The following is a 22,042-nucleotide window of genomic DNA, read 5'->3' as shown; positions in this document are numbered from 1 at the left end:
TTCAGTTCTTCCTGAGCCGGCCGACGAGTTGCTGGCCCATGATCGCGATCTGCCTGGCGCCGTGCGGCACGAGGTAGATGACGGCGAACAGGAGTACGCCGAACACCGCGCCGGAGAGGCCCTTGGAGATGCCCTCCGCCATGTTCGGCACGAAGATGATGAAGGCTGCGCCGACGAACGAGCCTGGCAGCCAGCCGACGCCACCGACGACCATGCCGAGGAACAACGAGATCGCCAGCGTGATCGTATAGCTGTCGGGCGCGACGAACTGCACGGCGATGGCGCCAAGCGAGCCGGCAACGCCGGTGATGCCAGCGGACACGCCGAAGGCCAGCGTCTTGTACAGTGCGACGTTGACGCCCATCGAGGAGGCCGCGATCTCGTTGTCGCGGATCGCCATGAAGGCACGGCCCGACCGGGAGCGCAGCAGGTTTACCGAGAAGATGTAGATCGCGAGCACGACGGCGAGCGAGAAGTAGTAGAGCCACGTGTCCTGTGACATCGGCAGCCCGAACGGCGCGTCGGGCTTGGTGACGACGAGGCCCTGCACGCCGCCCGTCCAGTGCTCGAGGAAGTTCAGCTTCAGCAGCTGCGGCATCGCGGTGGCAAGGGCAAAGGTCGCGAGCGCGAGATAGACGCCCGACAGCCGCAGCGCCGGCTTGCCGAACAGGTAGCCGAATCCGAAGCAGACCACCGCGGAAATCGGAATTGTCAGCGCATAGTTGACGTTGAAGTACTCCATCAGCACCGCCGACGTATAAGCACCCACGGCGTAGAAGGCGCTCTGGCCTAGCGAGAACTGGCCGGAGCCGCCCGTCAGGATGTTCAAGGCCAGCACCGCGAGCCCGTAGATCAGGAGCATCGTCATCTGGAAGATGATGAAGTTCTTGACGAACATCGGCACGATCAACAGCACCGCCAGCACCAACAGGGAAGTGCCCGTGCCCAGCGTCATCGCCCGCTTCGCAACGGCCTCGACCGCTTGATGACCTTCTGCAACGACTTCTTCTGCAGCGCTCATGATCAAACTCGCTTGACGATTTGCCGGCCGAACAGGCCAGCGGGTTTGACGACCAGGACGGAAATGATCAGCGCGAGCGCGATCGGAAGCTTCAGCTCGTTGCCGACGCCGGGAATGTAGGTGCCGGCGAGGTTTTCGAAGACACCGACCAGGAAGCCGCCGACCACGGCGCCGAACGGGCTGGTCAGTCCGCCGAGCACCGCCGCGGCGAAGCCGTAGATCAGCACGCCGCCCATCATATTGGGCTCGAGGAACACGACCGGTGCGATCAGCATGCCGGCGATCGCACCGATCGCGGATGCCATGCCCCAGCCCAGCGCGATCATCCAGCTCGTGTTGATGCCGACCAGCCGGGCCGATTCAGGCACGGAGGCGGCCGCGCGCATGGCGAGGCCGATCTTGGTGTACTGGAAGAAGAAGTAGAGGCCGAGCAGCAGCAGCACGGTGACGCCGATCATGCCGGCCTGGTGGGTCGAGATCAGCTGGCTGCCGAGGAACGGTGAGGAGCCGAACGGGGTCGGATACTGCTTGATGGTGAAGTCCCAGATCAGGCCGGCCGAGGAGTTGATGATCGCGAACAGCGCGATGAAGCCGGCGACATTGGTCAGCACCGGCGCCTTGGCGAGCGGCTTGAACAGGATGCGCTCGATCGCGATGCCGCCGACGAAGGACAACGCCAGCGTGATCACGAAGGCGGCCCAATAGGGGATGCCCCATTGCATCAGCTGCCAGGAGATGAAGGTCGAGAACATCGCCATCTCGCCCTGCGCGAAGTTGAGATGATCGATCGCCTGGTAAATCATGACCACGGCGAGCGCCATGCAGGCGTAGATCGCGCCCGTGGCGATGCCGGCCAGCACTTGGTTGGTGAACAGCTCCATCGTGCCGGCTCCTCAGTAACCCAGATAGGATTTGCGGATTTCTTCGTTGTTCGCGATGTCCTTGGCGTTGCCCGACATCACGATGCGTCCGGTCTCGATCACATAGGCCTGGTCGGCGAGCTCAAGAGCGAGCTGGGCGTTCTGCTCGACCACCAGGATCGACACCTTGTCCTCGCGATTGATCTTGCCGAGGATGCCGAACAGGTCGCGCACGACGAGCGGCGCCAGGCCGAACGAAGGCTCGTCCAGCAGCATCAGCCGCGGCCGCAGCATCAGGGCGCGGGCGACCGCGAGCATCTGCTGCTCGCCGCCCGAAAGCGTGCCGGCCTGCTGGGTATGCCGCTGCTTGAGCACCGGGAAATGCGCATACATGCGCTCGATGTCGGAGATGATGCCGGCGCTGTCCTTGCGGGTGATGGCGCCGAGCTGGAGGTTTTCCTCCACCGTCATGGTGGTGAAGGTGCCGCGGCCCTGCGGCACATGGGCGATGCCGAACCGCACGATGCTCTCGGTGGAGCGGTTGTTCAGCGGCTTGCCGTCGAACTCGATGCCGCCGGTCGAGCGCACCATGTTGCAGATCGCGCGCAGCGTAGTGGTCTTGCCGGCGCCGTTGGCTCCCAGCAGCGTGGTCAGCGATCCCTCGCTGAGCGAGAAGGACAGGCCGTGGAGCGCCTGGACCTGGCCGTAATAGGCGCGCAGGTCCTTGACGTTGAGCAGCGTCGTCATTGGTCCTTGCTCCCGAGATAGGCCTTGATGACTTCGGGATCCGCCTGCACCTGGGCCGGCGTGCCTTCCGCGAGCTTCTTGCCGAAATTCAGTGCGACGACGTGGTCGGCGATCGACATCACGAGACCCATGTGATGCTCGACCAGGAGCACGGTCATGTGGCGGTCGTCGCGGATACGGCGGATGAGATCGCCGAGCGCGTAGACTTCCTCGTGGTTGAGACCGCCGGCGGGCTCGTCGAGCAGCAGGATCTTCGGATCGGCAGCGAGCGCGCGCGCCAGCTCGACGCGCTTCTGCGTGCCGAACGGCAGGCCGGACACGACGGTGTGGGCGACGTCCTCGAGGTCGAGATAGGCGAGGATCTCGTGCACCTTCTTGTTGACCTCGCTCTCGCTGCGGCGAATCCAGGCCAGACGCAGCGAGTCGCTGATGATGTCGCTGGAGGTGCGGGCATGGGTGCCGACGCGGACATTGTCCATCACGGAGAGGTTCGGAAACAGCGCCACGTTCTGGAAGGTGCGGCCGATGCCGATCTCAGCGATCCGGTGCGGCGGGCGCGTCAGGATGCTCGCGCCCTCCATCAGGATGTTGCCGGACGACGGCTGGTACAGCCGCGAGAGGCAGTTGAAGAGCGTAGTCTTGCCGGCGCCGTTGGGGCCGATCAAACCGAGGATCTGGCCCTTGTGCATGTCAAAGGACACACCGTTGAGCGCGACGATGCCGCCGAACACGACGCTGACGTCGCGAACCGCGAGCAGGGGCGATGTCCCCTGCGCGAGCTGTGCCTGCGTCATCTCGTCTCGCCCACTCTGTTCGGTGAGCGAAGGGGCGATGTGAACCGCTCCCGATGACGACAAAGGCTATCTGATCCCCTCGGCCACACGCGCAACTTTCCCTCCTGATTTCAGCTTTTTGCTGACGTCTTTTTTGGAATGCGGCATCAGACCCCCAAGTGCCGCTTCGATGTTCCTTACCATCGCAAGCAGACGCGGTCCAATGTCGTTGATCAATCGCTCTTCCGTGAAGCGGAATGCGGGCGCGCCGCAATTGAATGCGTAAGGACCGGTTCCGTCGTTGAGCCTGAGCGCGACGCCGGCGGCGCCGATGTCGTCGTGCCAGTCGCCGACCGAAATCGCAAATCCGTATTTCGCGACCGTCTCGCCGGAACGTTCCAGCCCGTCGCGCATCTTGGGCCAGCGGCTGCCGTAATGTTCGCGCAAGACACGAGACAGTTCCGCCCGATCGTTTTCCTCGAGCGCCCAGAAATAGGCGCGGCCCATCGCGCTGGTTGCAATCGGCACGCGGGAGCCGACGTCAAGTTGAACGCCGACCGTCTCGCTGCCGCGGCTTTGCCCGAAATAGATCATGCTGTGACGGTCGCGGCCGCCGACGGCAACGGCCCCTCCGGTGGCGCGCATCATTTCCTCGCGGAATGGTTCGGACAAATGCCGAACGCCGAGATTGGACAACGCGGCGTAGCCGAGCGCCATCGCGGCCGGCGCAAGCTGATATTTCTCGAAGCGGGGAACCGGCGTCAGATAGCCGAGCTTGGTCAACGTATAGGTCAGCCGCGAAACGGTCGGTTTGGGCAAATTGGTGCGGGCCGCGATTTCCTGATTGCCAAGAAGTCCGTCGCTGGGCTGGAATGCGCGCAATACGTCTAGTCCGCGGGAAAGCGCGACGACGAAATTCCGATCGGTCGCTGGCTTCTTTCCTGTACGCTTCATCCCTGATCTGCTTCTTGCGCGGAGTCGTTGACAAGCCACGTGCTTCAAAATAACCCTGCCGTCAAGATGCGGAATTAAATTCCGCAGTGCGAAATTGAACAAAAGTTACCCCACCAAGGAGGAACACCGTGAGCGAAGTGGTCAAGCTTGAGCGTCATGACGAAGTCGGGATCGTCACGGTCGACAGCCCTCCGGTGAATGCACTGAGCGCGGCGGTTCGCGGCGGAATTCTGGAGTGCATCAAGGCCGCGGTCGCCGATCCCGCAATTAAGGGCATCGTGCTGACCTGTGCCGGCCGCACCTTCATCGCGGGCGCCGACATCACCGAATTCGGCAAGCCGCCGAAGCCGCCCGCCCTCAACGACGTGCTTTCCGAGATCGAGAATTCGCCGAAGCCGGTCGTGGCCGCGATCCACGGCACCGCGCTCGGCGGCGGCCTCGAGGTCGCGCTCGCCTGTCATTTCCGCGTTGCAGTAAAGGAAGCCAAGCTCGGCCTGCCCGAGGTGAAGCTCGGCCTGTTGCCGGGCGCCGGCGGCACCCAGCGCCTTCCGCGCGCGGTCGGACCGGAGCTTGCGGTCAAGATGATCGTCGGCGGTGATCCGATCGGCGCGGCGGAAGCGCTGAAGAACGGTCTGATCGAGGAGATCGTCGAGGGCCCGGCCGCCGGAGGCGAAGCCTTCGTGCGAAAGCTGCTGGCTGAAAAGCGTCCGCTGCGCCGTCTGCGCGACGATGATTCCAAGATCGCGGCGGCCAAGGCCGACCGCTCGATCTTCACCAATGCGGTTGCCGCCATGACCAAGAAGTCGCGCGGCCTGGAAGCGCCGTTCGCGGCGGCCGACGCGGTCGGCTACGCCATCGACCTGCCGTTCGACGAAGGTCTGAAGAAGGAGCGCGAAGGCTTTCTGAAGCTCGTCGCCAGCGATCAGTCCAAGGCGCAGCGTTATGCCTTCTTCGCCGAGCGCGAGGCCAGCAAGATCGCCGGCGTTCCCGAAGGGACCAAGCCGCGGCCCGTGAACCGCGTCGCCATCCTCGGCGCCGGCACGATGGGCGGCGGCATCGCGATGTCCTTTGCCAATGCCGGCGTTCCCGTCACCCTGATCGAGACCGGCGAGGAGCAGCTCAAGCGCGGCATGGGCATCATGCAGAAGAACTGGGAAGCGACCGCGGCGCGCGGCGGTATCCCGGCGGATGCGCCCGCCAAGCGCATGGCGCTGATCAACGGCGTCGTGGGCATCGAGAACGTCGGCGATGCCGACCTCGTCATCGAAGCCGTGTTCGAGACCATGGCGGTGAAGAAGGAAGTGTTCGGCAAGCTCGACCAGTACGTCAAGCCGGGTGCCGTGCTCGCTTCCAACACCTCGTACCTGAACATCGACGAGATCGCGAAGTCGACCAAACGCCCGCAGGACGTGCTCGGCATGCACTTCTTCTCGCCCGCCAACGTCATGAAATTGTGCGAGATCGTGCGCGCCGACAAGACCGCGCCGGATGCCCTTGTGACGGCGGTCTCGATCGCGCGCAAGATCGCAAAGGTGCCGGCCGTGGTCGGCGTCTGCGACGGCTTTGTCGGCAACCGCATGCTGGCCCAGCGCGGCAAGCAGTCCGAAAAGCTGCTGTTCGAAGGCGCCTTGCCGCAGCAGGTCGATGCCGTGGTCACGAAATTCGGCATGCCGATGGGGCCGTTCGCGATGGGCGACCTCGCCGGCCTCGACATCGGCTGGCGCTCGCGCAAGGACCGCGGCATCAAGTCGGAGATCGCGGACGCGCTCTGCGAAGCCGGTCGCTTTGGCCAGAAGACCGGCAAGGGCTATTACAAATACGAAGCCGGCTCCCGCGCGGCGCTGCCCGATCCCGAGGTCGAGAAGCTGATCGACGAGACGCTGCTGCGCCTCGGCCGCAAGAAGCGAATCGTCAGCGACGACGAGATCCTCGAACGCATGATGTATCCGATGATCAACGAGGGCGCGAAGATCCTGGAAGAAGGCATTGCCGCGCGCCCGTCCGATATCGACGTGGTCTGGCTCTATGGCTATGGCTGGCCGATCTACCGCGGCGGCCCGATGTTCTGGGCCGACACCGTCGGCCTCAAGCACATCGCCGATCGTCTCTCCTACTATGCCAAGGAGACCAACGACCCCAGCCTCGAGCCCGCGCCACTGCTGAAGAAGCTGGCGGCAGAAGGCAAGACCTTCGCGTCACTCGCGGCGGGCTCGAAAGCAGCGTGATTGGATTGGGCTCGGTGACTGCGAACACCTTTGCCAAGGCAACGCTCTCTCCTTTCCCTCCCCCCTTGTGGGGGAGGGTCAGGGAGGGGGGTGGCCCCAGGCGAGGTCCAAGTTCGTGGCACCCCCTTCCCCAACCCTTCCCCACAAGGGGGAAGGGAGCCCGTCTGTCTATGCCCGCTTTACGTTTGCAGAGCATTGATCGTTAATGACCCATCCCGGCGAACAGTTTTATCCCGAGGGCGTGCGCTGGGACGACACCATCGTCCAGGGTTCGTTGCCTGACCTGCTGGCAAAAGCCGCGACCGAGTACGGCCCGCGCACCGCGCTGGAATTCCGCGATCGTCCGATCACCTACACCGAACTCGCCGCGATGGCGGAGCGTGCGGCGGCTGCATTCCTCCGCGCCGGCTGCAGCAAGAACAGCTCGGTGGCGCTGTTCCTCGGCAACACGCCCGATCATCCCGTCAATTTTTTCGGCGCGCTGAAGGCCGGCGCCCGCGTCGCGCATCTATCACCGCTCGACGGCGAGATCGCGCTGACCCACAAGGTCTCCGATTCCGGTTCGCGCCTGCTCGTCACCTCCAACCTCGCGGCACTGCTGCCGACCGCGCTGAAATTCCTGGAGAAGGGCCTGATCGACCGCCTGGTCGTCTGCGAGGACGACAATTGGGGCAAGGTCGGCACGCCGCAGGCCGCGGTCCCCAATGATCCCCGCATCGTCACCTTCAAGACCTTCGTCGAGGGCGCTACCGCGCCGGCACAGTGGCCGTCGGTGACGGCGGACGACGTCGCGCTGCTGCAATATACCGGTGGCACCACCGGGCTGCCCAAGGGCGCGATGCTGACCCATGGCAATCTCACCTCGGCCGTGTCGATCTACGACGTCTGGGGCAAGCCGTCGCGCGCGACGCGCGGCGACGTCGTCGAGCGCGTGATCTGCGTGCTGCCGCTGTTCCACATCTATGCGCTCACCGTCGTGCTGCTGTCCTCGCTCAGGCGTGGCAATCTGATCTCGCTGCATCAGCGTTTTGACGTCGAAGCGGTGATGCGCGACATCGAAATCAAGCGCGCGACTTATTTTCCCGGCGTGCCGACGATGTGGATTGCGATCGCAGCCCTTCCCGATCTCGACAAGCGCGATTTCTCCTCGCTGGCGACGATCGGCTCCGGGGGCGCGCCGCTGCCCGTGGAGATCGCGAATTTCTTCGAGCGCAAGGTGGGCAAGAAGCTCCGCAGCGGCTGGGGCATGACCGAGACCTGTTCGCCTGGCACCGGCCATCCGCCCACAGGTCCCGAGAAGCCTGGCTCGATCGGACTGATGCTGCCCGGCATCGAACTCGACGTCGTTGCCCTGGACGATCCCACGAAGGTGCTGCCGCCGGGTGAAGTTGGCGAGATCCGCATCAAGGGCCCGAACGTCACCAAAGGCTACTGGAACAAGCCCGAGGGATCGGCCGAGGCCTTTGTCGACGGCCGCTTTCTCACCGGCGACATCGGCTATGTCGACACCGACGGCTATTTCTTCCTGGTCGACCGCAAGAAGGACATGATCATCTCCGGCGGCTTCAACGTCTATCCGCAGATGATCGAGCAGGCGATCTACACCATACCAGGCGTGCACGAGGTGATCGTGCTCGGCATCCCCGACCAGTACCGCGGGGAGGCCGCCAAAGCCTTCATCAAGCTGAAGCCGGATGCAAAGCCGTTCTCGCTTGACGAGCTGCGCGCGCAGCTCGCCGGCAAGCTCGGCAAGCACGAATTGCCGGCGGAGGTCGAATTCGTCGACGATCTGCCGCGCACGCCGGTCGGAAAGCTGTCGCGCCATGAGTTGCGTCAGCAGCAGAAACCATCACAATCCGCCCAACTTGCCACCCGACTTGCATCAGGAGATCGCTCTTGACCGACGCCGTCATCGTTTCCACAGCCCGCACCCCGATCGGGAAGGCCTATCGCGGCGCGCTCAACGCCACCGAGGGCGCAACCCTGCTCGGCCACGCCATCGGCGAGGCCGTCGCGCGCGCCAAGATCGACCCCAAGGAGGTCGAGGACGTGGTGATGGGCGCAGCGCTGCAGCAGGGCGCGACCGGCGGCAACATCGCGCGCAAGGCGCTGCTCCGTGCTGGTCTCCCCGTCACCGTTGCCGGCACCACCATCGACCGGCAATGCGCCTCCGGCCTGCAGGCGATCGCACTCGCCGCGCGTTCGGTGATCTTCGACGGCGTCGAGATCGCGGTCGGCGGCGGCGGAGAGTCCATCTCGCTGGTGCAGAACGACAAGATGAACGGCTTCCACGCGCAGGATCCGGCGCTGCTCGAGATCAAGGGCGAGGTCTACATGCCCATGATCGACACCGCCGAAATCGTCGCCAAGCGCTACGGCATCTCGCGCGAGAAGCAGGACGAATATTCGCTGGAAAGCCAGCGCCGCACGGCCGCGGCCCAGCAGGGCGGCAAGTTCAAGGACGAGCTCGCACCGATCACCACCAAAATGGCGGTGACCGACAAGGCGACCGGTGCAGTCTCGTTCAAGGACGTCACGCTCTCTCAGGACGAGGGCCCGCGCCCCGAGACCACCGCTGAAGGTCTTGCCGGCCTCAAGGCCGTGCGCGGCGAGGGATTTTCGGTCACCGCCGGCAATGCCAGCCAGCTTTCGGACGGGGCCAGCGCAAGCGTGATCATGAGCGACAAGGAAGCGGCCAAGCGCGGGCTGAACCCGCTCGGCATCTTCCGCGGCTTCGTCTCCGCCGGCTGCGAGCCGGACGAGATGGGCATCGGCCCGGTGTTCGCCGTGCCGCGCCTGCTCAAGCGTCATGGCCTCACCGTCGACGATATCGGCCTGTGGGAGCTGAACGAAGCCTTCGCGGTGCAGGTGCTGTATTGCCGCGACAAGCTCGGCATCGACCCCGACAAGATCAACGTCGACGGCGGCGCGATTGCGGTCGGCCATCCCTACGGCATGTCGGGCGCGCGCCTCACCGGCCACGCTCTTATCGAAGGCCGCCGCCGCAAGGCGAAGTACGCGGTCGTCACCATGTGCGTCGGCGGCGGCATGGGCGCGGCGGGGCTTTTTGAGGTGTTGCAGTAGTTGCGTCGTCCCGGCGAAAGCCGGGACCCATACTCCGCAGCCGGAGTGTGGTGCTCAGACAGCAGTTGCCTTCGCACAACGAAGGCGGGTGGTAATGGGTCCTGGCTTTCGCCAGGACGACGAGGAAACAGGAGGATCCGATGGATCTCGCATTCACGAAAGAAGAGCAGGCGTTTCGCGAGCAAGTGCGGTCATTCTTCCGCGACAACGTGCCGCCGGATACGCGGCGCAAGCTGGTCGAGGGCCGCCACCTCTCGAAGGACGAGATGGTGACGTGGTGGCGCATCCTCAACAAGAAGGGGTGGGGCGTCAGCCACTGGCCCAAGCAATATGGTGGCACCGGCTGGACCTCCGTGCAGCACTACATCTTCAACGAGGAGCTGCAGTCCTATCCGGCGCCGCAGCCGCTCGCCTTCGGCGTCAGCATGGTCGGTCCTGTCATCTACACCTTCGGCAATGAAGAGCAGAAGAAGCAATATCTGCCCCGCATCGCCAATGTCGACGATTGGTGGTGCCAGGGCTTCTCCGAGCCCGGCTCCGGCTCCGACCTCGCCTCGCTGAAGACCAAGGCCGAGCGCAAGGGCGACAAGTGGATCATCAACGGCCAGAAGACCTGGACGACGCTCGCCCAGCACGCCGACATGATCTTCTGCCTGTGCCGCACCGATGCGACCGCCAAGAAGCAGATGGGCATCTCCTTCATCGTGTTCTCGATGAAGTCCAAGGGCGTCACCGTGCGTCCGATCCAGACCATCGACGGGGGCGTCGAGGTCAACGAGGTCTTCTTCGACGACGTCGAGGTGCCCATCGAGAACCTGATCGGCGAGGAGAACAAGGGCTGGGACTACGCGAAATTCCTGCTCGGCAATGAGCGCACCGGCATCGCCCGCGTCGGCGTCTCCAAGGAGCGGCTGCGCCGCATCCGCGATCTCGCCTCCAAGGTCGAATCCGGCGGCAAGCCGATCATTCAGGACGCGGCCTTCCGCGACAAGCTGGCGGCCTGCGAGATCGAGCTCAAGGCGCTCGAGCTCACGCAGCTCCGCGTCGTCGCCGACGAAGGCAAACACGGCAAGGGCAAGCCCAATCCGGCTTCCTCGGTGCTGAAGATCAAGGGCTCCGAGATCCAGCAGACCACCACCGAGCTGCTGATGGAAGTGATCGGCCCGTTCGCAGCACCCTATGACGTGCACGGCGACGACGGCTCGAACGAAGCCATGGACTGGACCGCCCAGATCGCGCCGAGCTACTTCAACAACCGCAAGGTCTCGATCTACGGCGGCTCCAACGAGATCCAGCGCAACATCATCGCCAAGGCGGTGCTGGGGCTGTGATCCTACACTATCAACACGCACTCACCGTCATGGCCGGGCTTGACCCGGCCATCCACGCCTAGCGCTGCGACGAACGTGGATGCCCGGCACAAGGCCGGGCATGACGAAATCGATACCGGAGAGCAAAGAACATGGATTTTGATCTGAACGAGGAGCAACGGCTTCTCAAGGAAAGCATCGACGGCCTCTTGACCGATTCCTACGATTTCGAGAGTCGCAAGAAGTACATGAAGGAGAAGGGCGGCTGGAGCAAAACCGTGTGGGGCAAGCTCGCCGAGCAAGGCCTGCTCGGTCTGCCCTTCGCGGAGGCCGATGGCGGCTTCGGCGGCGGCGGCGTCGAGACCATGATCGTGATGGAAGCGCTCGGCAAGGCGCTGGTGCTCGAGCCTTATCTCGCCACCGTCGTGATCGGCGGCGGCTTCCTGCGCCATGCGGGCAGCGATGCGCAGAAGGCCGCGCATGTGCCCGGCATCGTCGACGGCAGCAAGACGCTCGCCTTTGCCCAGCTCGAGAAGAACTCGCGCTACGATCTCTTCGACGTCACGACGACGGCGAAGAAGAAGGGCGACGGTTGGGTCATCGACGGCGAGAAGTTCGTCGTGCTCAACGGCGAGAACGCAGACACCCTCATCGTGACCGCGCGCACCAAGGGCGAGCGCCGCGACAAGAGCGGCATCGGCGTGTTCCTGGTGCCGGCCGATGCCAAGGGCGTCGCCAAGAAGTCGTACCCGACCCAGGACGGCCTGCACGCCGCCGACATCACCTTCACCGGTGTCGAGGTCGGTGCCGATGCGGCGCTCGGCAATCCCGACGATTCGCTCGCGCTGATCGAGCGTGTGGTCGACGAAGCCCGCATCGCGCTCTGCGCCGAAGCGGTCGGCCTGATGGACGAGTCGCTGAAGACCACGGTCGAGTACATCAAGACGCGCAAGCAGTTCGGTGTCGCGATCGGCTCGTTCCAGTCGCTGCAGCACCGCGCCTCCGACATGTTCGTCGCCGCCGAGCAGGCGCGATCGATGTCGATGTTCGCGACCATGGCTGCCGATTTCGAGGACGCCAAGGAGCGCAGCAACGCCGTTGCCGCGGCCAAGGTGCAGATCGGCAAGTCGCTAAAGTTCGTGGGACAGCAGGCGATCCAGCTCCACGGCGGCATCGGCATGACCATGGAGGCGAAGATCGGCCATTACTTCAAGCGCCTGACCATGATCGAGAACTCGTTCGGCGACACCGACTACCACCAGCGCCGCGTGGCGGACGGTGGCGGGTTGATCTAGTGCCGGATCGCGAGGCGGCAGCCGCATAAAGATCGTCATGCCCGGGCTTGTCCCGGGCATCCACGGCTTGGCGGCGAGACAAAGGCGTGGATGGCCGGGACAAGCCCGGCCATGACGATGAAGCAAGCGAGCTGAATCAGAAGAGGGAGCAACAACAATGAAAAACACCCCGTTCGATCTCACCGGCAAGGTCGCCGTGGTCACCGGCTCCAGCCGCGGCATCGGCCGCTCCTCCGCCGAACTGCTCGCAAAGCTCGGCGCCAAAGTGGTGGTCTCCTCGCGCAAGGCGGACGCCTGCCAGGAGGTCGCCGACGGCATCAAGGCGGCCGGTGGCGAGGCCGCCGTCATCCCCTGCAACATCGCGCGCAAGCAAGAGGTCGAGGCGCTGATCGCGGGTGCGACCAAGCACTATGGCAAGATCGACATCCTCGTCTGCAACGCCGCGGTGAACCCGTATTACGGCCCGCTGCTCGACATCACCGACGAGGCCTTCGACAAGATCATGGGCAGCAACGTCAAGAGCAACATCTGGCTCTCCGCGCTGGCGATCCCGCAAATGGCCGAGCGCGGCAACGGCTCCGTCGTCATCATCTCCTCGATCGGCGGCCTGCGCGGCTCGACCGTGATAGGCGCCTACGGCATTTCGAAAGCCGCCGACTTCGCATTGTGCCGTTCGCTCGCCGGCGAATGGGGCCCGAAAGGCGTCCGCGTCAATTGCATCGCGCCCGGCCTCGTCAAGACCGATTTCGCCCGTGCGCTGTGGGAAGACGAAGCGAATCTGAAACGCCGCACCGCCACCACCCCGCTCCGCCGCATCGGCGAGCCCGACGAAATCGCAGGCGCAGTCGCCTACCTCGCCTCCGATGCGTCGAGCTTCATGACCGGACAGACCATCGTCATCGACGGCGGCGTGACGACGGCGGCGCCGTAGTCGCCGGTCCTCTGCTACGGGCGGCGCTCGGCCAAGGTGCGTTCGATGGCGCTTTCGATGGCGCGTACGACGATCAGGGCCGAACGTTCGTCGAGGTGCACGCCGTCGTCCCAACGCAGCTCGCGTCGCGGCGGATCGATCGGCAGCCAAAGCGCGCGATCCGGGAAAGCTTCGTCGACGATCTCGTTGGTGATCCGGACCATGCGGGAGCCTTCGATTTCCGGCGCAAAGGGAACATGGATCAGAAACGCGCGGGTGCCGCGCCGCTGGAGCTCGTCAATGAGCTGCCTGATGCGAACCACATTCGCGCGTACCGGCACGGTCGGGTCAGCTTCGTTCATCTGCTCCAGCGCACGGTCGAGATAGACCTTGTTGTCGAACGTGCCCGGCGGCTGGCTGAGCAGGCGATCCCGCTCGGCGCGCGCCCGGGCGGGATCAGGTTCACCGTGTTTCCACGTCTCATAGCCCGCGATCGCTGTTCGCACCGGGCGCAACAGCAGCGCTTCCGTGCGCGCGCCGCCGGAAAATTTCTCGATCAGCGCGCTGTCCGACTCGCGCGTCAGGACATTCGTCTCGATCAGCACAATCTTCGGCGGGTTCGGCCGGTTCGCGACGATCTCGAGACCTGTCACCGGCGAGCCGCCCGCCAACGAAAGATTGCGGACGCGCGGCGGCGAGAAATACTCCTCCTTGAGACGCCAGGCGACCGAACTGCCGACCAGCACGACTTCAGGCGTGGGATCCTGCACATAGCGGTTCAGGCTGACGAGGCTGCCGCCGCGGGTCGTGACCGCCGGCTGCTGCAGGGCCGAGCCGAAGCGCGCCGTGGTGAAGGCGCAGGCCAGCAGCAGCGCGGTTGCAGCAGCAGCGCACTTGACCAGCCATGAAAGCGTCACATCCTGCGGCATGTCAGAACTGGAAGTAGATGAAAGTGCTGTCGGGCCCCGCTTCGAGACAGGCAAGCGCTGCGAGCGCGCCATAGAGATAGGGCTCCCATCGCCGCAACCGGCCTTCGATCAGCGCGCCGATGCCCGCATGCTGGATGATAACAGGCAAGGCATAGAGCAAAGCCAGATTGGTGAACAGTTTTGGCGGATTGGGCGCGTCCGTCGCCATGAACATTCCCTTGAGATAGCTGAGCGCGTGGTCGAAGTTCGGCAGCTTGAAGAAGATCCAGAGCATCGTGACGCAGAAGAAGACGATGCCCATCCGGATCACCCGCACCGCGGGGCTTCCATCGCCCATGAGTTTCAGGAACGGTCGTTCGATCACGAGCAAGATCCCGTGCGCCATGCCCCACAGAGCGTAGCTCAGGCTGGCACCATGCCAGAGTCCGCCAAGCGTCATCACGATCATCAGGTTGAGACAGGTTCGTCCCGGTCCATGACGGTTGCCGCCGAGCGGAATGTACAAATAGGTCCTGAGCCAGCTCGACAACGAGATGTGCCAACGCGTCCAGAACTCAGAGAATGAGGTCGAGATGTAGGGCAGGTTGAAGTTCACGGGCAGGCGATAGCCGAACAGCAGGCCGAGGCCGAGCGCAATCGCCGAGTAGCCGAAGAAATCGGCGTAGATCTGGTAGCTGTAGAGAAACACCAGCAGCCAGCGATCCTGCGTGCGCAGCGTCTCGTAGAGCGGGAAGTCCATGTAGGACGTCATCTCGTTGAGATTGTTCGCCACATACAGCTTGAAAAAATAGCCGACCAGGATCCACTTCGCGGCCTCGACGAAGGCGACGTCACCAAGCCGCTTGGGAATGATCTGCGGCATGAACTGGGCCGCGCGCGTGATCGGGCCGGACACGAGCTGCGGGAAGAAGATGATGTAGAGGAACACCTCGCGCAAGCGGACGGTGCGTTTCTCGCGCGTCAGGTCGACCAACAGGCTGATGTTGTGGAACGCGAAGAACGAGATGCCGATCGGCAGCGGCAGCCGCAGCAGGAAGTCGATCGGCCCGACGCTGGTGAGATGGGCCGCGGCGGCGTCAACGAACAGGAACTTGTATTTGAAGAACGCCAGCAGGCCGAGATTGAAAACGATGCCGGCCGGCATCCAGAAAGTTCGGTTATCAAACGCAAGCACGAGGCAGAGATAGGTGCCGAGGACCGCGACGAGCAGCAGCGGCAGCAGCTCGGGCTGACCGAAGCCATAGAAGAACACGCTTGCGAGGACGAGCAGCGGGACCTGGAAACCGCGCAGTGAAGGCAGGTAATAGACGCCGAACACGATCGCGACGAAGATGCCGAACTGAAAAGACGTGAAGGTCATGCCGCCCCATTTGCCCGCCCGGCATGTAGCATTTTCGCATTCTCTGTCCTAGCCCCTCCGCACGCGCCGCTTGGCCCGACGAGCGCGGTGGGCTTGACCTTCCGCCTCCAATCCGCTCCTTTTTGGGCCGACACAATGATCCCCTCACGGGACAACGTCAAAGACAACGCCAAAGAAAACATCAAGGTTCGCCGCCATGTCTTTCGTCCTCGCCATCGACCAGGGCACCACCTCCTCGCGCGCGATCGTGTTTCGCGGCGACATTTCCATTGCCGCGAAGGCGCAGGCCGAGTTTCCGCAGCATTTCCCCGCCTCGGGCTGGGTCGAGCACGAGCCGGAGGACATCTGGATCTCGACCGTGACGGTCTGCCGCGACGCGATCGCGCAGGCCGGCATCAGCGCAAAGGACATTGCCGCGATCGGCATCACCAACCAGCGCGAGACCACCGTGGTGTGGGACCGCGCCACCGGGCAGGCCGTGCATCGCGCCATCGTCTGGCAGGACCGCCGCACCGCCGACATCTGCGCGAAACTGAAAGCTGACGGCCGCGAGCCGGTGATCTCGCAGAAGACCGGCCTGATCATCGATCCCTATTTCTCCGGCACCAAGGTCGCCTGGATTCTCGACCACGTCCCCGGCGCGCGTGCGCGTGCCGCGCGCGGCGAATTGATGTTCGGCACCGTCGATTGCTATCTGCTGTGGCGCCTCACCGGCGGCAAGGTGCATGCCACCGACGCCACCAACGCCTCGCGCACGCTGCTGTTCAACATCCACACCGGCCAGTGGGACGACGAGCTCTTGGAGATCATCGGGGTGCCGCGCTCGATGCTGCCCGAGGTGAAGGATTCCTCCGCCCGTTTCGGCGAGAGCACGCCGGACCTGTTCGGCGGCGCGATTGCGATCTCCGGCATCGCCGGCGACCAGCAGGCCGCGACCATCGGCCAGGCCTGCTTCCGTCCGGGCATGATGAAGTCGACTTACGGCACCGGCTGCTTCGCCCTGCTCAACACCGGCACTACGCCCGTGGCTTCGAAGAACAAGCTGCTCACCACCATCGCCTACCAGCTCGGTGGCAAACGCACCTACGCGCTCGAAGGCTCGATCTTCGTCGCGGGCTCCGCGGTGCAGTGGCTGCGCGACGGCCTCGGCATCATCAAGCACGCGGCCGAGACCGGACCTCTTGCCGATCAGTCGGACTCCATGCAGAGCGTCTATCTCGTCCCGGCCTTCGTCGGCATGGGCGCGCCGTACTGGAATCCGCGCGTGCGCGGCGCGCTGTTCGGCCTCACCCGCAACACCGGCCCGGCCGAGCTTGCCCACGCCGCGCTCGAAAGCGTCTGCTACCAGACGTTTGATCTCTGGGCCGCGATGCGCGCCGACTGGCCGAGCTCGGAGGTGGCCAGCGTCGTGCTCCGCGTCGACGGCGGCATGACCGCGTCCGACTGGACCATGCAGCGCCTCGCCGACCTGCTCGACGCGCCGGTCGATCGCCCCGTGATCCAGGAGACGACGGCACTGGGCGCCGCCTATCTCGCCGGCCTCCAGGCCGGCGTCTATCCCGAACCGACCAAGTTCGCCGACAACTGGCGCCTCGAGCACCGCTTCAAGCCGAACATGAGCCAGGCGACGCGCGAGCGGAAGCTGGCGGGCTGGGCGAGGGCGGTGAAGGGCGTGCTCGCGAGCGATGAGGGCGAGGGGTAGCTTAGTCGTCCCGGCCTAGTGCGCAATTGCGCACGGGGGGCCGGGACCCATACCGCGAGGTCTATCGATTGCGGCTAGTGCCAATCCCGAACGACCAATCTTCGCCAAACCACTCCCTGTGGTTATGGGTCCCGGCCTTCGCCGGGACGACATAGAATGCGTAAGTCGCACTCCGCGCTACAGGAACGCAATGATCCTCCCCGACGGTTATTCCGACATTTCCCCCGGCAAGATCGCTGCCGTCGTCACCCATCTCGAGATGACCACGCCCCCTCCGCGCCGTGACGATTCGCCCGGCGCCTGGATCCTGCGCAAGGTCGATACCCACGCGCTTCATTGGTATCGCGACCTCCATCGCCGCGTCGGCGAGGAGTGGTTGTGGTTTTCGCGGACGCGCATGCACGACGCCGAGCTCGCCGCAATCATCCACGCACCGGGCGTCGAGGTCTATGCGCTTGTCTTGGACGGCCGCGATGAAGGCCTGCTGGAGCTGGACTTTCGCGAAGCCGGCCAGTGCGAGCTCGTGTATTTCGGTGTCACCGCAAAACTGATCGGGAGCGGTGCCGCCCGCTTTATGATGAACCGTGCACTTGAAATCGCGTGGTCACGCGACCTGTCCCGCGTCTGGGTGCACACCTGCACCTTCGATCATCCGTCCGCCGTTGCATTCTACCAGCGCTCCGGCTTCCGCCCGTTCCGCCGCCAGATCGAGATTGCCGACGATCCGCGCCTCGATGGCGCCGCTCCGCGAACGGCGGCGAAGCATGTGCCGATCATCGGCTAGTGCGCAGCTGCCTCCCCACCGTCATTGCGAGGAGCCCTTGCGACGAAGCAATCCAGACTGTTTCCGTGGAAAGATACTGGATGCTTCGCTGCGCTCGCAATGACGGAGCGCCGGCACCGCGAAGCTCGCTAGCTGTTGAAATTGACTGCCGTGGTGTTGGCGCCGCAGATCAGCACCGCGACCCGCTCGCCGGGTGAGGGACGATAGCGACCGGAGAGCAAGGCGGCAAATGCGGCCGCGCCACCAGGCTCGGCCACCAGGCGCAGGCTCGACCACAATGCCGCCTGCGCCTGCCTGATCGCATCGTCGGTGACCAGCACGACCTTTTCGACGTGGGCCCGCGCAATCGGAAACATCAATTGTCCGACACGTCGCGGGGCGAGACTATCGGCGGCGATGCCACCCGCGGGCGCATCGATCGGCGCGCCCGCCGCGAAGGCGGCGTGAAGCGTTGGCGATTGCTCCGGCTCGACCGCGACGATGCGCGTCCTGCCGGCACTCCAGGCTGCCATACCACCGATCAGGCCGCCGCCGCCGACTGCCACCAGCACCGTGTCGATGCCCGCTGCATCCTGCTCCAGCTCCATGCCGACGCTGCCCTGGCCGAGCAAGGTCTCGACCTGGTCGTAGGCATGCACGGCCATGGCGCCGGTCTGCGCGACGTGGGTTTCGCTTGCGGCGAGCGCGTCGGCATAACGGCTGCCCGCAATCACGAGTTTCGCGCCATAGCCTTTGATGCGCTCGGCCTTGGCCGGCGAGGTGATGTCGGGCACGAAGATCGTGACGGGAACGCCGAGCCGCTGCGCCGCATAAGCCACCGCCGCGCCGTGATTGCCGCCCGATGCGGCGACGACACCGGCCTCCGGCAACTGGCGCAACAGCAGGTTGGCGAAGGCGCCGCGCGCCTTGAACGATCCGGAATGCTGCAGCATCTCGAGCTTGAAAATGACGGGTGAAGCCGGCAGGCCAAAATCGGCGAGATCGGCCTGGAGGAGTGGCGTGCGCCGGATGTGCGGGCGGATGACGGCCTCGGTCACCGCGATCCGCTCCCGATTAATGTCCATTGTTGCTGTCATGATGCCGTCCTTGATAGCGCATCCGGGAGACGCTGTCGCGGCGCCGTTGCATCCGGCGCAATGCTCCACTTCCATGATTTTGCTTGCGCTACTGCGGCCTTGCCGTGGAAACTGATCGGCCCTGCCTCGTCCAAAGCCAGAAGAGCGCATAACCATGTTCCTGATCGGCCAATATGATTCCCCCTTCGTCCGCCGCGTCGCGATCGCGCTGCGGCTTTACGGGCTCGCCTTCGAGCACCGGCCGTGGTCGACCTTCGGCGACGCCGACAAGATCGCGCCCTATAATCCGCTGCGACGCGTGCCGACGCTGGTGCTCGACGACGGCGAGGCGCTGATCGAGAGCACGGTCATCCTGGACTATCTCGACGAATTGGTAGGGCCGGAGAAGGCGATGCTGCCGCGCTCCGGCGCCGAGCGCCGGCGCCATTTGCGGATCTGCGCGCTCGCTTCCGGCCTCGGTGACAAGGCGGTCAGTCTGCTCTACGAGCGCGTGTTGCGGAAGGAGCAGCTTGCGCTGTGGGTCGAGCGTTGCCAGGCGCAGATCGCGGACGTGCTGAAAGCGCTGGAGGCCGAGCGCGCCAAGGTGGGCACGCCGTACTGGTTGGGTGATCGCATCGGTCACGCCGACATCGCGGTGGCCTGCGTCGTCCGCTTCACCCGCGAGGCGCACCCGCTTCTGTTCGAACCGTCGCGCTATCCGGCGCTGTCGGCGCACGCCGACGCTTGCGAGGCGCTGGCGCCGTTCCGGGAGATCGTGCAACCGCTGGCACCGCCGAAAGGGTGAATCCGCTTGCATGCGGGCGGCGGCGCCGACCGAATGGAAAGCTTGCGCCCCAAGCTCGTCATGCGAGGAGCGAAGCGACGAAGCAATCCAGTCTGTCGACAGCTGAGAGAGTCTGGATTGCTTCGCTTTGCTCGCAATGACGGAGAGTGTGGCGCCGCCTTTGCACTCGATCGACAGACGACGCGTCGCGGCGCCGCTACGCGAACCCGACCTTGATCAGGATCATCAGGAACAGGCCGCCGACGACCGCGCAGACCGCGGCACCGATCAGCGGCCCCAGCGCGCCTTTCCGGCTTGCGGGCTCCAGCACGGCCTGCCCCGGCCGGTCCGGATCGTAATAGACCTTAACGCTCTTCCCGGGCCGGTATTTCGCCGCGCCCTCTTCGGCGACCTCGCGCAGGCCGGAGATCATGGTGCCGTTCCAATCGACTTCGGTGCCGATGAAGTCGCGCTTGCCGACCCTGTAGGCGTAGCGCAGGTCGACCTGATAGCGGGGGACGAGCTTTGACGTCGTCGGTCGATTGTCGTGCTCGGTCTTCTCTTCGACGATTTCCTCGATCACGTCGCAATGGATGACCCTGCCCGACGCGGTCGGCCAGCGCAGGCTGGCGCTCGCCAGCCGGCGCGTCCGGACATAATCGGCGGCGAGGAACACCCCGCCCACGAGCACGATGATCGGCACCGCGAACGCGAATAGCGGGACGCCCTTGTCGGCGTAGAGCACGTGGCCTGCGAACGAATGCACGGTCAGGGTGGCGGCGATGATGCCGAACACCATTGTGAACGCCACCAGTGCCGCGACGTTCTGCGCGGCGGCGGGCTCCAGCAGCGCCTCGGTCGGTTGCTTCGGATCGACATGGACGTCGACATGGGCACCGACCGGATATCGTCCGGTCAGTTTTGCGGCCAGGACCCTTGTCGTGATGACGGTGCCGCCGACAAAGACCTTGTCGCCTTCCAGCTCCTGGCCGCCGGCCTGATAGCGATAGCGGATGATGGGCTTGGCGTCATTCCGATCGTCCGAGCCGTGTGCCGCCGGCTGGTCAACCCGGGAAACCGTGATGATGCCCTCCACTCTGTCCCAGCTCCGCACCGCGACCATCCGGCCCCACATGCGGACCAGATTGAACAGCGTCAATCCAAACAGCAGCACGGCGACGCCGGCGGCAATCTGGGTCCACATCAATTGTTGGGCGTTCAGCATCCGATTCCCCTGCGCTTCGGCGGCGACCGCCATTGGTCGCAGCCAGCGCGCGTTGCGTTCATGGCAGGGGGACGGCGCGGATTTTATCTCCTCGTGCAGGGCTTGATCTCGCCCGAGGCAGAGTGCATCACGATCGGATTTGGCGACAGTCTGATGCCAAAGAACAATTGGGAGCCGGAGACCTTGTCGTTCGCCCCCTCATGGACGTCAAGATCGAGCTTCGTCGCGATCTCGGATGTCAGTTTGGCCCGCTCCTCCATCGAAATCGTATTCTGATATTTGATCTCGTAGACGACGTCGGCCTCCAGCACGGACCGCGTCTGGCACACGACGGCGCCGCTCGAAACGTTCTGGGTGACCGCGTCCTCACACTCGGCCTTGAGCAAGGCGTTGCGGGCAGAGATCAGCGACTCGTCCGATATCAGCAGAATGTTGGCGTTCTCGAGCTTGAGGTTGACGGCCTCGACCTGCTGCATTCCGGCGACAGCCGACAGCTTGTCCCTGACCTGGGCCGACACGTCGAGCTTTTTCTCAAGCGACTGCTTCAGGTCCCGGTCGACGGTCCGCGATTTCTGGATCTTGCCGGTCAGCAGCGTTGGATCGACCTCGCAAGTCGGATGCAGCTCCAGCCGGCCGTTGCTGAGATACTCGATCGTGTTGATCGTGCCGGGGCCGCCGAACGTGCTTGGCGGCACCACCTCGAAATATCCGGTCTCGGAGAGGATGGCCGTGATGGTTTGCTTCTTTCGCGGGAAGCCGACAAAGACCGCGACCATCACGAGGCCGATCGCGACAAAGACCCCGCTACCGAGCCAAAGCCATTTGCGGCTTGCTACTTTCCCGGGCAGCACAACTGATTTTTCTCGCCGCATGGCACATAGCCTTTCGGACAGTCCGCCGCGGCAATCGTGGGCAGCACGACGAGAGCGATCGCGGCGACGAACGGTGCAATGAACTGCTTCATATGTTCGATCCCAAGCAAATCGTCGGTTGAAGGTAGTAGGCCGAGAGAGTAGCGAACCAA

The 22,042-nt window shown here is 64.5% G+C and carries 19 protein-coding genes; 9 read left to right on the top strand and 10 right to left on the bottom strand.

Annotated elements, in window-relative coordinates; all coding sequences use genetic code 11:
- Position 1: 1 nt before the first annotated feature.
- The 5 genes from AC0L27_RS25460 to AC0L27_RS25440 form a co-directional block, all read right to left on the bottom strand.
- Positions 2-1,021: a branched-chain amino acid ABC transporter permease gene (locus AC0L27_RS25460; RefSeq protein ID WP_473320628.1), complete on the bottom strand. Its 1,020-nt coding sequence runs from the start codon at positions 1,019-1,021 to the stop codon at positions 2-4.
- A gap of 2 nt (positions 1,022-1,023) precedes the next feature.
- Positions 1,024-1,902 carry a branched-chain amino acid ABC transporter permease gene (locus AC0L27_RS25455; RefSeq protein ID WP_007599708.1) on the bottom strand — a complete coding sequence of 293 codons (879 nt, stop codon included), beginning with the start codon at positions 1,900-1,902 and terminating at the stop codon, positions 1,024-1,026.
- A gap of 12 nt (positions 1,903-1,914) precedes the next feature.
- Positions 1,915-2,628, bottom strand: coding sequence for an ABC transporter ATP-binding protein (locus tag AC0L27_RS25450; RefSeq protein WP_275172321.1), 714 nt, complete (start codon positions 2,626-2,628; stop codon positions 1,915-1,917).
- Complete coding sequence (locus AC0L27_RS25445; protein WP_275172320.1) at positions 2,625-3,422, bottom strand: ABC transporter ATP-binding protein; 798 nt, start codon at positions 3,420-3,422, stop codon at positions 2,625-2,627. Before AC0L27_RS25445 ends, AC0L27_RS25450 begins: the two co-directional genes overlap by 4 nt.
- A gap of 66 nt (positions 3,423-3,488) precedes the next feature.
- A complete protein-coding gene (locus tag AC0L27_RS25440; protein WP_199198222.1) occupies positions 3,489-4,355 on the bottom strand; it encodes an IclR family transcriptional regulator in 867 nt (288 codons plus the stop codon).
- Positions 4,356-4,483: 128 nt separating this feature from the next.
- Here AC0L27_RS25440 and AC0L27_RS25435 point away from each other — a divergent pair, with 128 nt between their 5' ends.
- The 6 genes from AC0L27_RS25435 (at position 4,484) to AC0L27_RS25410 (ending at position 13,200) form a co-directional block, all read left to right on the top strand.
- Positions 4,484-6,580 (top strand): 3-hydroxyacyl-CoA dehydrogenase NAD-binding domain-containing protein, encoded by a 2,097-nt coding sequence (locus tag AC0L27_RS25435; RefSeq protein WP_275172319.1) that lies wholly within the window; start codon positions 4,484-4,486, stop codon positions 6,578-6,580.
- Positions 6,581-6,785: 205 nt separating this feature from the next.
- Entirely contained in the window at positions 6,786-8,480 is a 1,695-nt protein-coding gene (gene pimA, locus AC0L27_RS25430) for a dicarboxylate--CoA ligase PimA (RefSeq protein ID WP_354209516.1), read from the top strand.
- The gene (locus AC0L27_RS25425; protein ID WP_354209515.1) at positions 8,477-9,664 is read left to right on the top strand and encodes an acetyl-CoA C-acyltransferase; all 1,188 of its coding nucleotides are present in this window, start codon (positions 8,477-8,479) and stop codon (positions 9,662-9,664) included. The genes pimA and AC0L27_RS25425 overlap by 4 nt, the downstream gene beginning before the upstream one ends.
- A 140-nt stretch (positions 9,665-9,804) precedes the next feature.
- Positions 9,805-10,995, top strand: coding sequence for a pimeloyl-CoA dehydrogenase large subunit (gene pimC, locus AC0L27_RS25420; protein WP_354209514.1), 1,191 nt, complete (start codon positions 9,805-9,807; stop codon positions 10,993-10,995).
- 131 nt (positions 10,996-11,126) lie between these two features.
- Positions 11,127-12,269 (top strand): pimeloyl-CoA dehydrogenase small subunit, encoded by a 1,143-nt coding sequence (gene pimD, locus AC0L27_RS25415; protein WP_354209513.1) that lies wholly within the window; start codon positions 11,127-11,129, stop codon positions 12,267-12,269.
- A 157-nt stretch (positions 12,270-12,426) separates the two neighbouring features.
- Entirely contained in the window at positions 12,427-13,200 is a 774-nt protein-coding gene (locus AC0L27_RS25410) for an SDR family NAD(P)-dependent oxidoreductase (RefSeq protein ID WP_275172314.1), read from the top strand.
- A gap of 14 nt (positions 13,201-13,214) precedes the next feature.
- Here the strand turns inward: AC0L27_RS25410 and AC0L27_RS25405 are convergent, their stop codons facing one another.
- Positions 13,215-14,108 (bottom strand): hypothetical protein, encoded by an 894-nt coding sequence (locus AC0L27_RS25405; protein ID WP_275172313.1) that lies wholly within the window; start codon positions 14,106-14,108, stop codon positions 13,215-13,217.
- Between the two features lies 1 nt (position 14,109).
- Complete coding sequence (locus AC0L27_RS25400; protein WP_354256212.1) at positions 14,110-15,468, bottom strand: MBOAT family O-acyltransferase; 1,359 nt, start codon at positions 15,466-15,468, stop codon at positions 14,110-14,112.
- Between the two features lie 196 nt (positions 15,469-15,664).
- On the opposite strand from AC0L27_RS25400, the gene glpK reads away from it, so the two are divergent.
- Positions 15,665-17,170 (top strand): glycerol kinase GlpK, encoded by a 1,506-nt coding sequence (glpK, locus tag AC0L27_RS25395; RefSeq protein ID WP_354209511.1) that lies wholly within the window; start codon positions 15,665-15,667, stop codon positions 17,168-17,170.
- Between the two features lie 190 nt (positions 17,171-17,360).
- The gene (locus AC0L27_RS25390; protein ID WP_354209510.1) at positions 17,361-17,954 is read left to right on the top strand and encodes a GNAT family N-acetyltransferase; all 594 of its coding nucleotides are present in this window, start codon (positions 17,361-17,363) and stop codon (positions 17,952-17,954) included.
- 128 nt (positions 17,955-18,082) lie between these two features.
- Here AC0L27_RS25390 and AC0L27_RS25385 read toward each other — a convergent pair whose 3' ends face one another.
- Positions 18,083-19,030 (bottom strand): threonine/serine dehydratase, encoded by a 948-nt coding sequence (locus AC0L27_RS25385; RefSeq protein ID WP_354209509.1) that lies wholly within the window; start codon positions 19,028-19,030, stop codon positions 18,083-18,085.
- A 154-nt stretch (positions 19,031-19,184) separates the two neighbouring features.
- On the opposite strand from AC0L27_RS25385, the gene AC0L27_RS25380 reads away from it, so the two are divergent.
- Positions 19,185-19,814 carry a glutathione S-transferase family protein gene (locus AC0L27_RS25380; RefSeq protein WP_354209508.1) on the top strand — a complete coding sequence of 210 codons (630 nt, stop codon included), beginning with the start codon at positions 19,185-19,187 and terminating at the stop codon, positions 19,812-19,814.
- A 196-nt stretch (positions 19,815-20,010) separates the two neighbouring features.
- On the opposite strand, the gene AC0L27_RS25375 is transcribed toward AC0L27_RS25380, so the two are convergent.
- Positions 20,011-21,018 carry a DUF3592 domain-containing protein gene (locus AC0L27_RS25375; RefSeq protein WP_473320625.1) on the bottom strand — a complete coding sequence of 336 codons (1,008 nt, stop codon included), beginning with the start codon at positions 21,016-21,018 and terminating at the stop codon, positions 20,011-20,013.
- Between the two features lie 83 nt (positions 21,019-21,101).
- A complete protein-coding gene (locus AC0L27_RS25370) occupies positions 21,102-21,890 on the bottom strand; it encodes a hypothetical protein (protein WP_354062966.1) in 789 nt (262 codons plus the stop codon).
- Between the last annotated feature and the right edge of the window lie 152 nt (positions 21,891-22,042).

The sequence above is a fragment of the Bradyrhizobium sp. Ken51 genome (genome assembly GCF_055807435.1).
Note: the sequence above shows the minus strand (reverse complement) of the source record. Positions and strands in the feature narration are given on the sequence as shown.

Bases quoted from the DNA above. Each gene is read 5' to 3' on its own strand.
- AC0L27_RS25460 (WP_473320628.1), bottom strand. From the start codon at position 1,021: ATGAGCGCTGCAGAAGAAGTCGTTGCAGAAGGTCATCAAGCGGTCGAG.
- AC0L27_RS25455 (WP_007599708.1), bottom strand. From the start codon at position 1,902: ATGGAGCTGTTCACCAACCAAGTGCTGGCCGGCATCGCCACGGGCGCG.
- AC0L27_RS25450 (WP_275172321.1), bottom strand. From the start codon at position 2,628: ATGACGACGCTGCTCAACGTCAAGGACCTGCGCGCCTATTACGGCCAG.
- AC0L27_RS25445 (WP_275172320.1), bottom strand. From the start codon at position 3,422: ATGACGCAGGCACAGCTCGCGCAGGGGACATCGCCCCTGCTCGCGGTT.
- AC0L27_RS25440 (WP_199198222.1), bottom strand. From the start codon at position 4,355: ATGAAGCGTACAGGAAAGAAGCCAGCGACCGATCGGAATTTCGTCGTC.
- pimA (WP_354209516.1), top strand. From the start codon at position 6,786: ATGACCCATCCCGGCGAACAGTTTTATCCCGAGGGCGTGCGCTGGGAC.
- pimC (WP_354209514.1), top strand. From the start codon at position 9,805: ATGGATCTCGCATTCACGAAAGAAGAGCAGGCGTTTCGCGAGCAAGTG.
- pimD (WP_354209513.1), top strand. From the start codon at position 11,127: ATGGATTTTGATCTGAACGAGGAGCAACGGCTTCTCAAGGAAAGCATC.
- AC0L27_RS25410 (WP_275172314.1), top strand. From the start codon at position 12,427: ATGAAAAACACCCCGTTCGATCTCACCGGCAAGGTCGCCGTGGTCACC.
- AC0L27_RS25405 (WP_275172313.1), bottom strand. From the start codon at position 14,108: ATGCCGCAGGATGTGACGCTTTCATGGCTGGTCAAGTGCGCTGCTGCT.
- AC0L27_RS25400 (WP_354256212.1), bottom strand. From the start codon at position 15,468: ATGACCTTCACGTCTTTTCAGTTCGGCATCTTCGTCGCGATCGTGTTC.
- glpK (WP_354209511.1), top strand. From the start codon at position 15,665: ATGTCTTTCGTCCTCGCCATCGACCAGGGCACCACCTCCTCGCGCGCG.
- AC0L27_RS25390 (WP_354209510.1), top strand. From the start codon at position 17,361: ATGATCCTCCCCGACGGTTATTCCGACATTTCCCCCGGCAAGATCGCT.
- AC0L27_RS25385 (WP_354209509.1), bottom strand. From the start codon at position 19,030: ATGACAGCAACAATGGACATTAATCGGGAGCGGATCGCGGTGACCGAG.
- AC0L27_RS25380 (WP_354209508.1), top strand. From the start codon at position 19,185: ATGTTCCTGATCGGCCAATATGATTCCCCCTTCGTCCGCCGCGTCGCG.
- AC0L27_RS25375 (WP_473320625.1), bottom strand. From the start codon at position 21,018: ATGCTGAACGCCCAACAATTGATGTGGACCCAGATTGCCGCCGGCGTC.
- AC0L27_RS25370 (WP_354062966.1), bottom strand. From the start codon at position 21,890: ATGCGGCGAGAAAAATCAGTTGTGCTGCCCGGGAAAGTAGCAAGCCGC.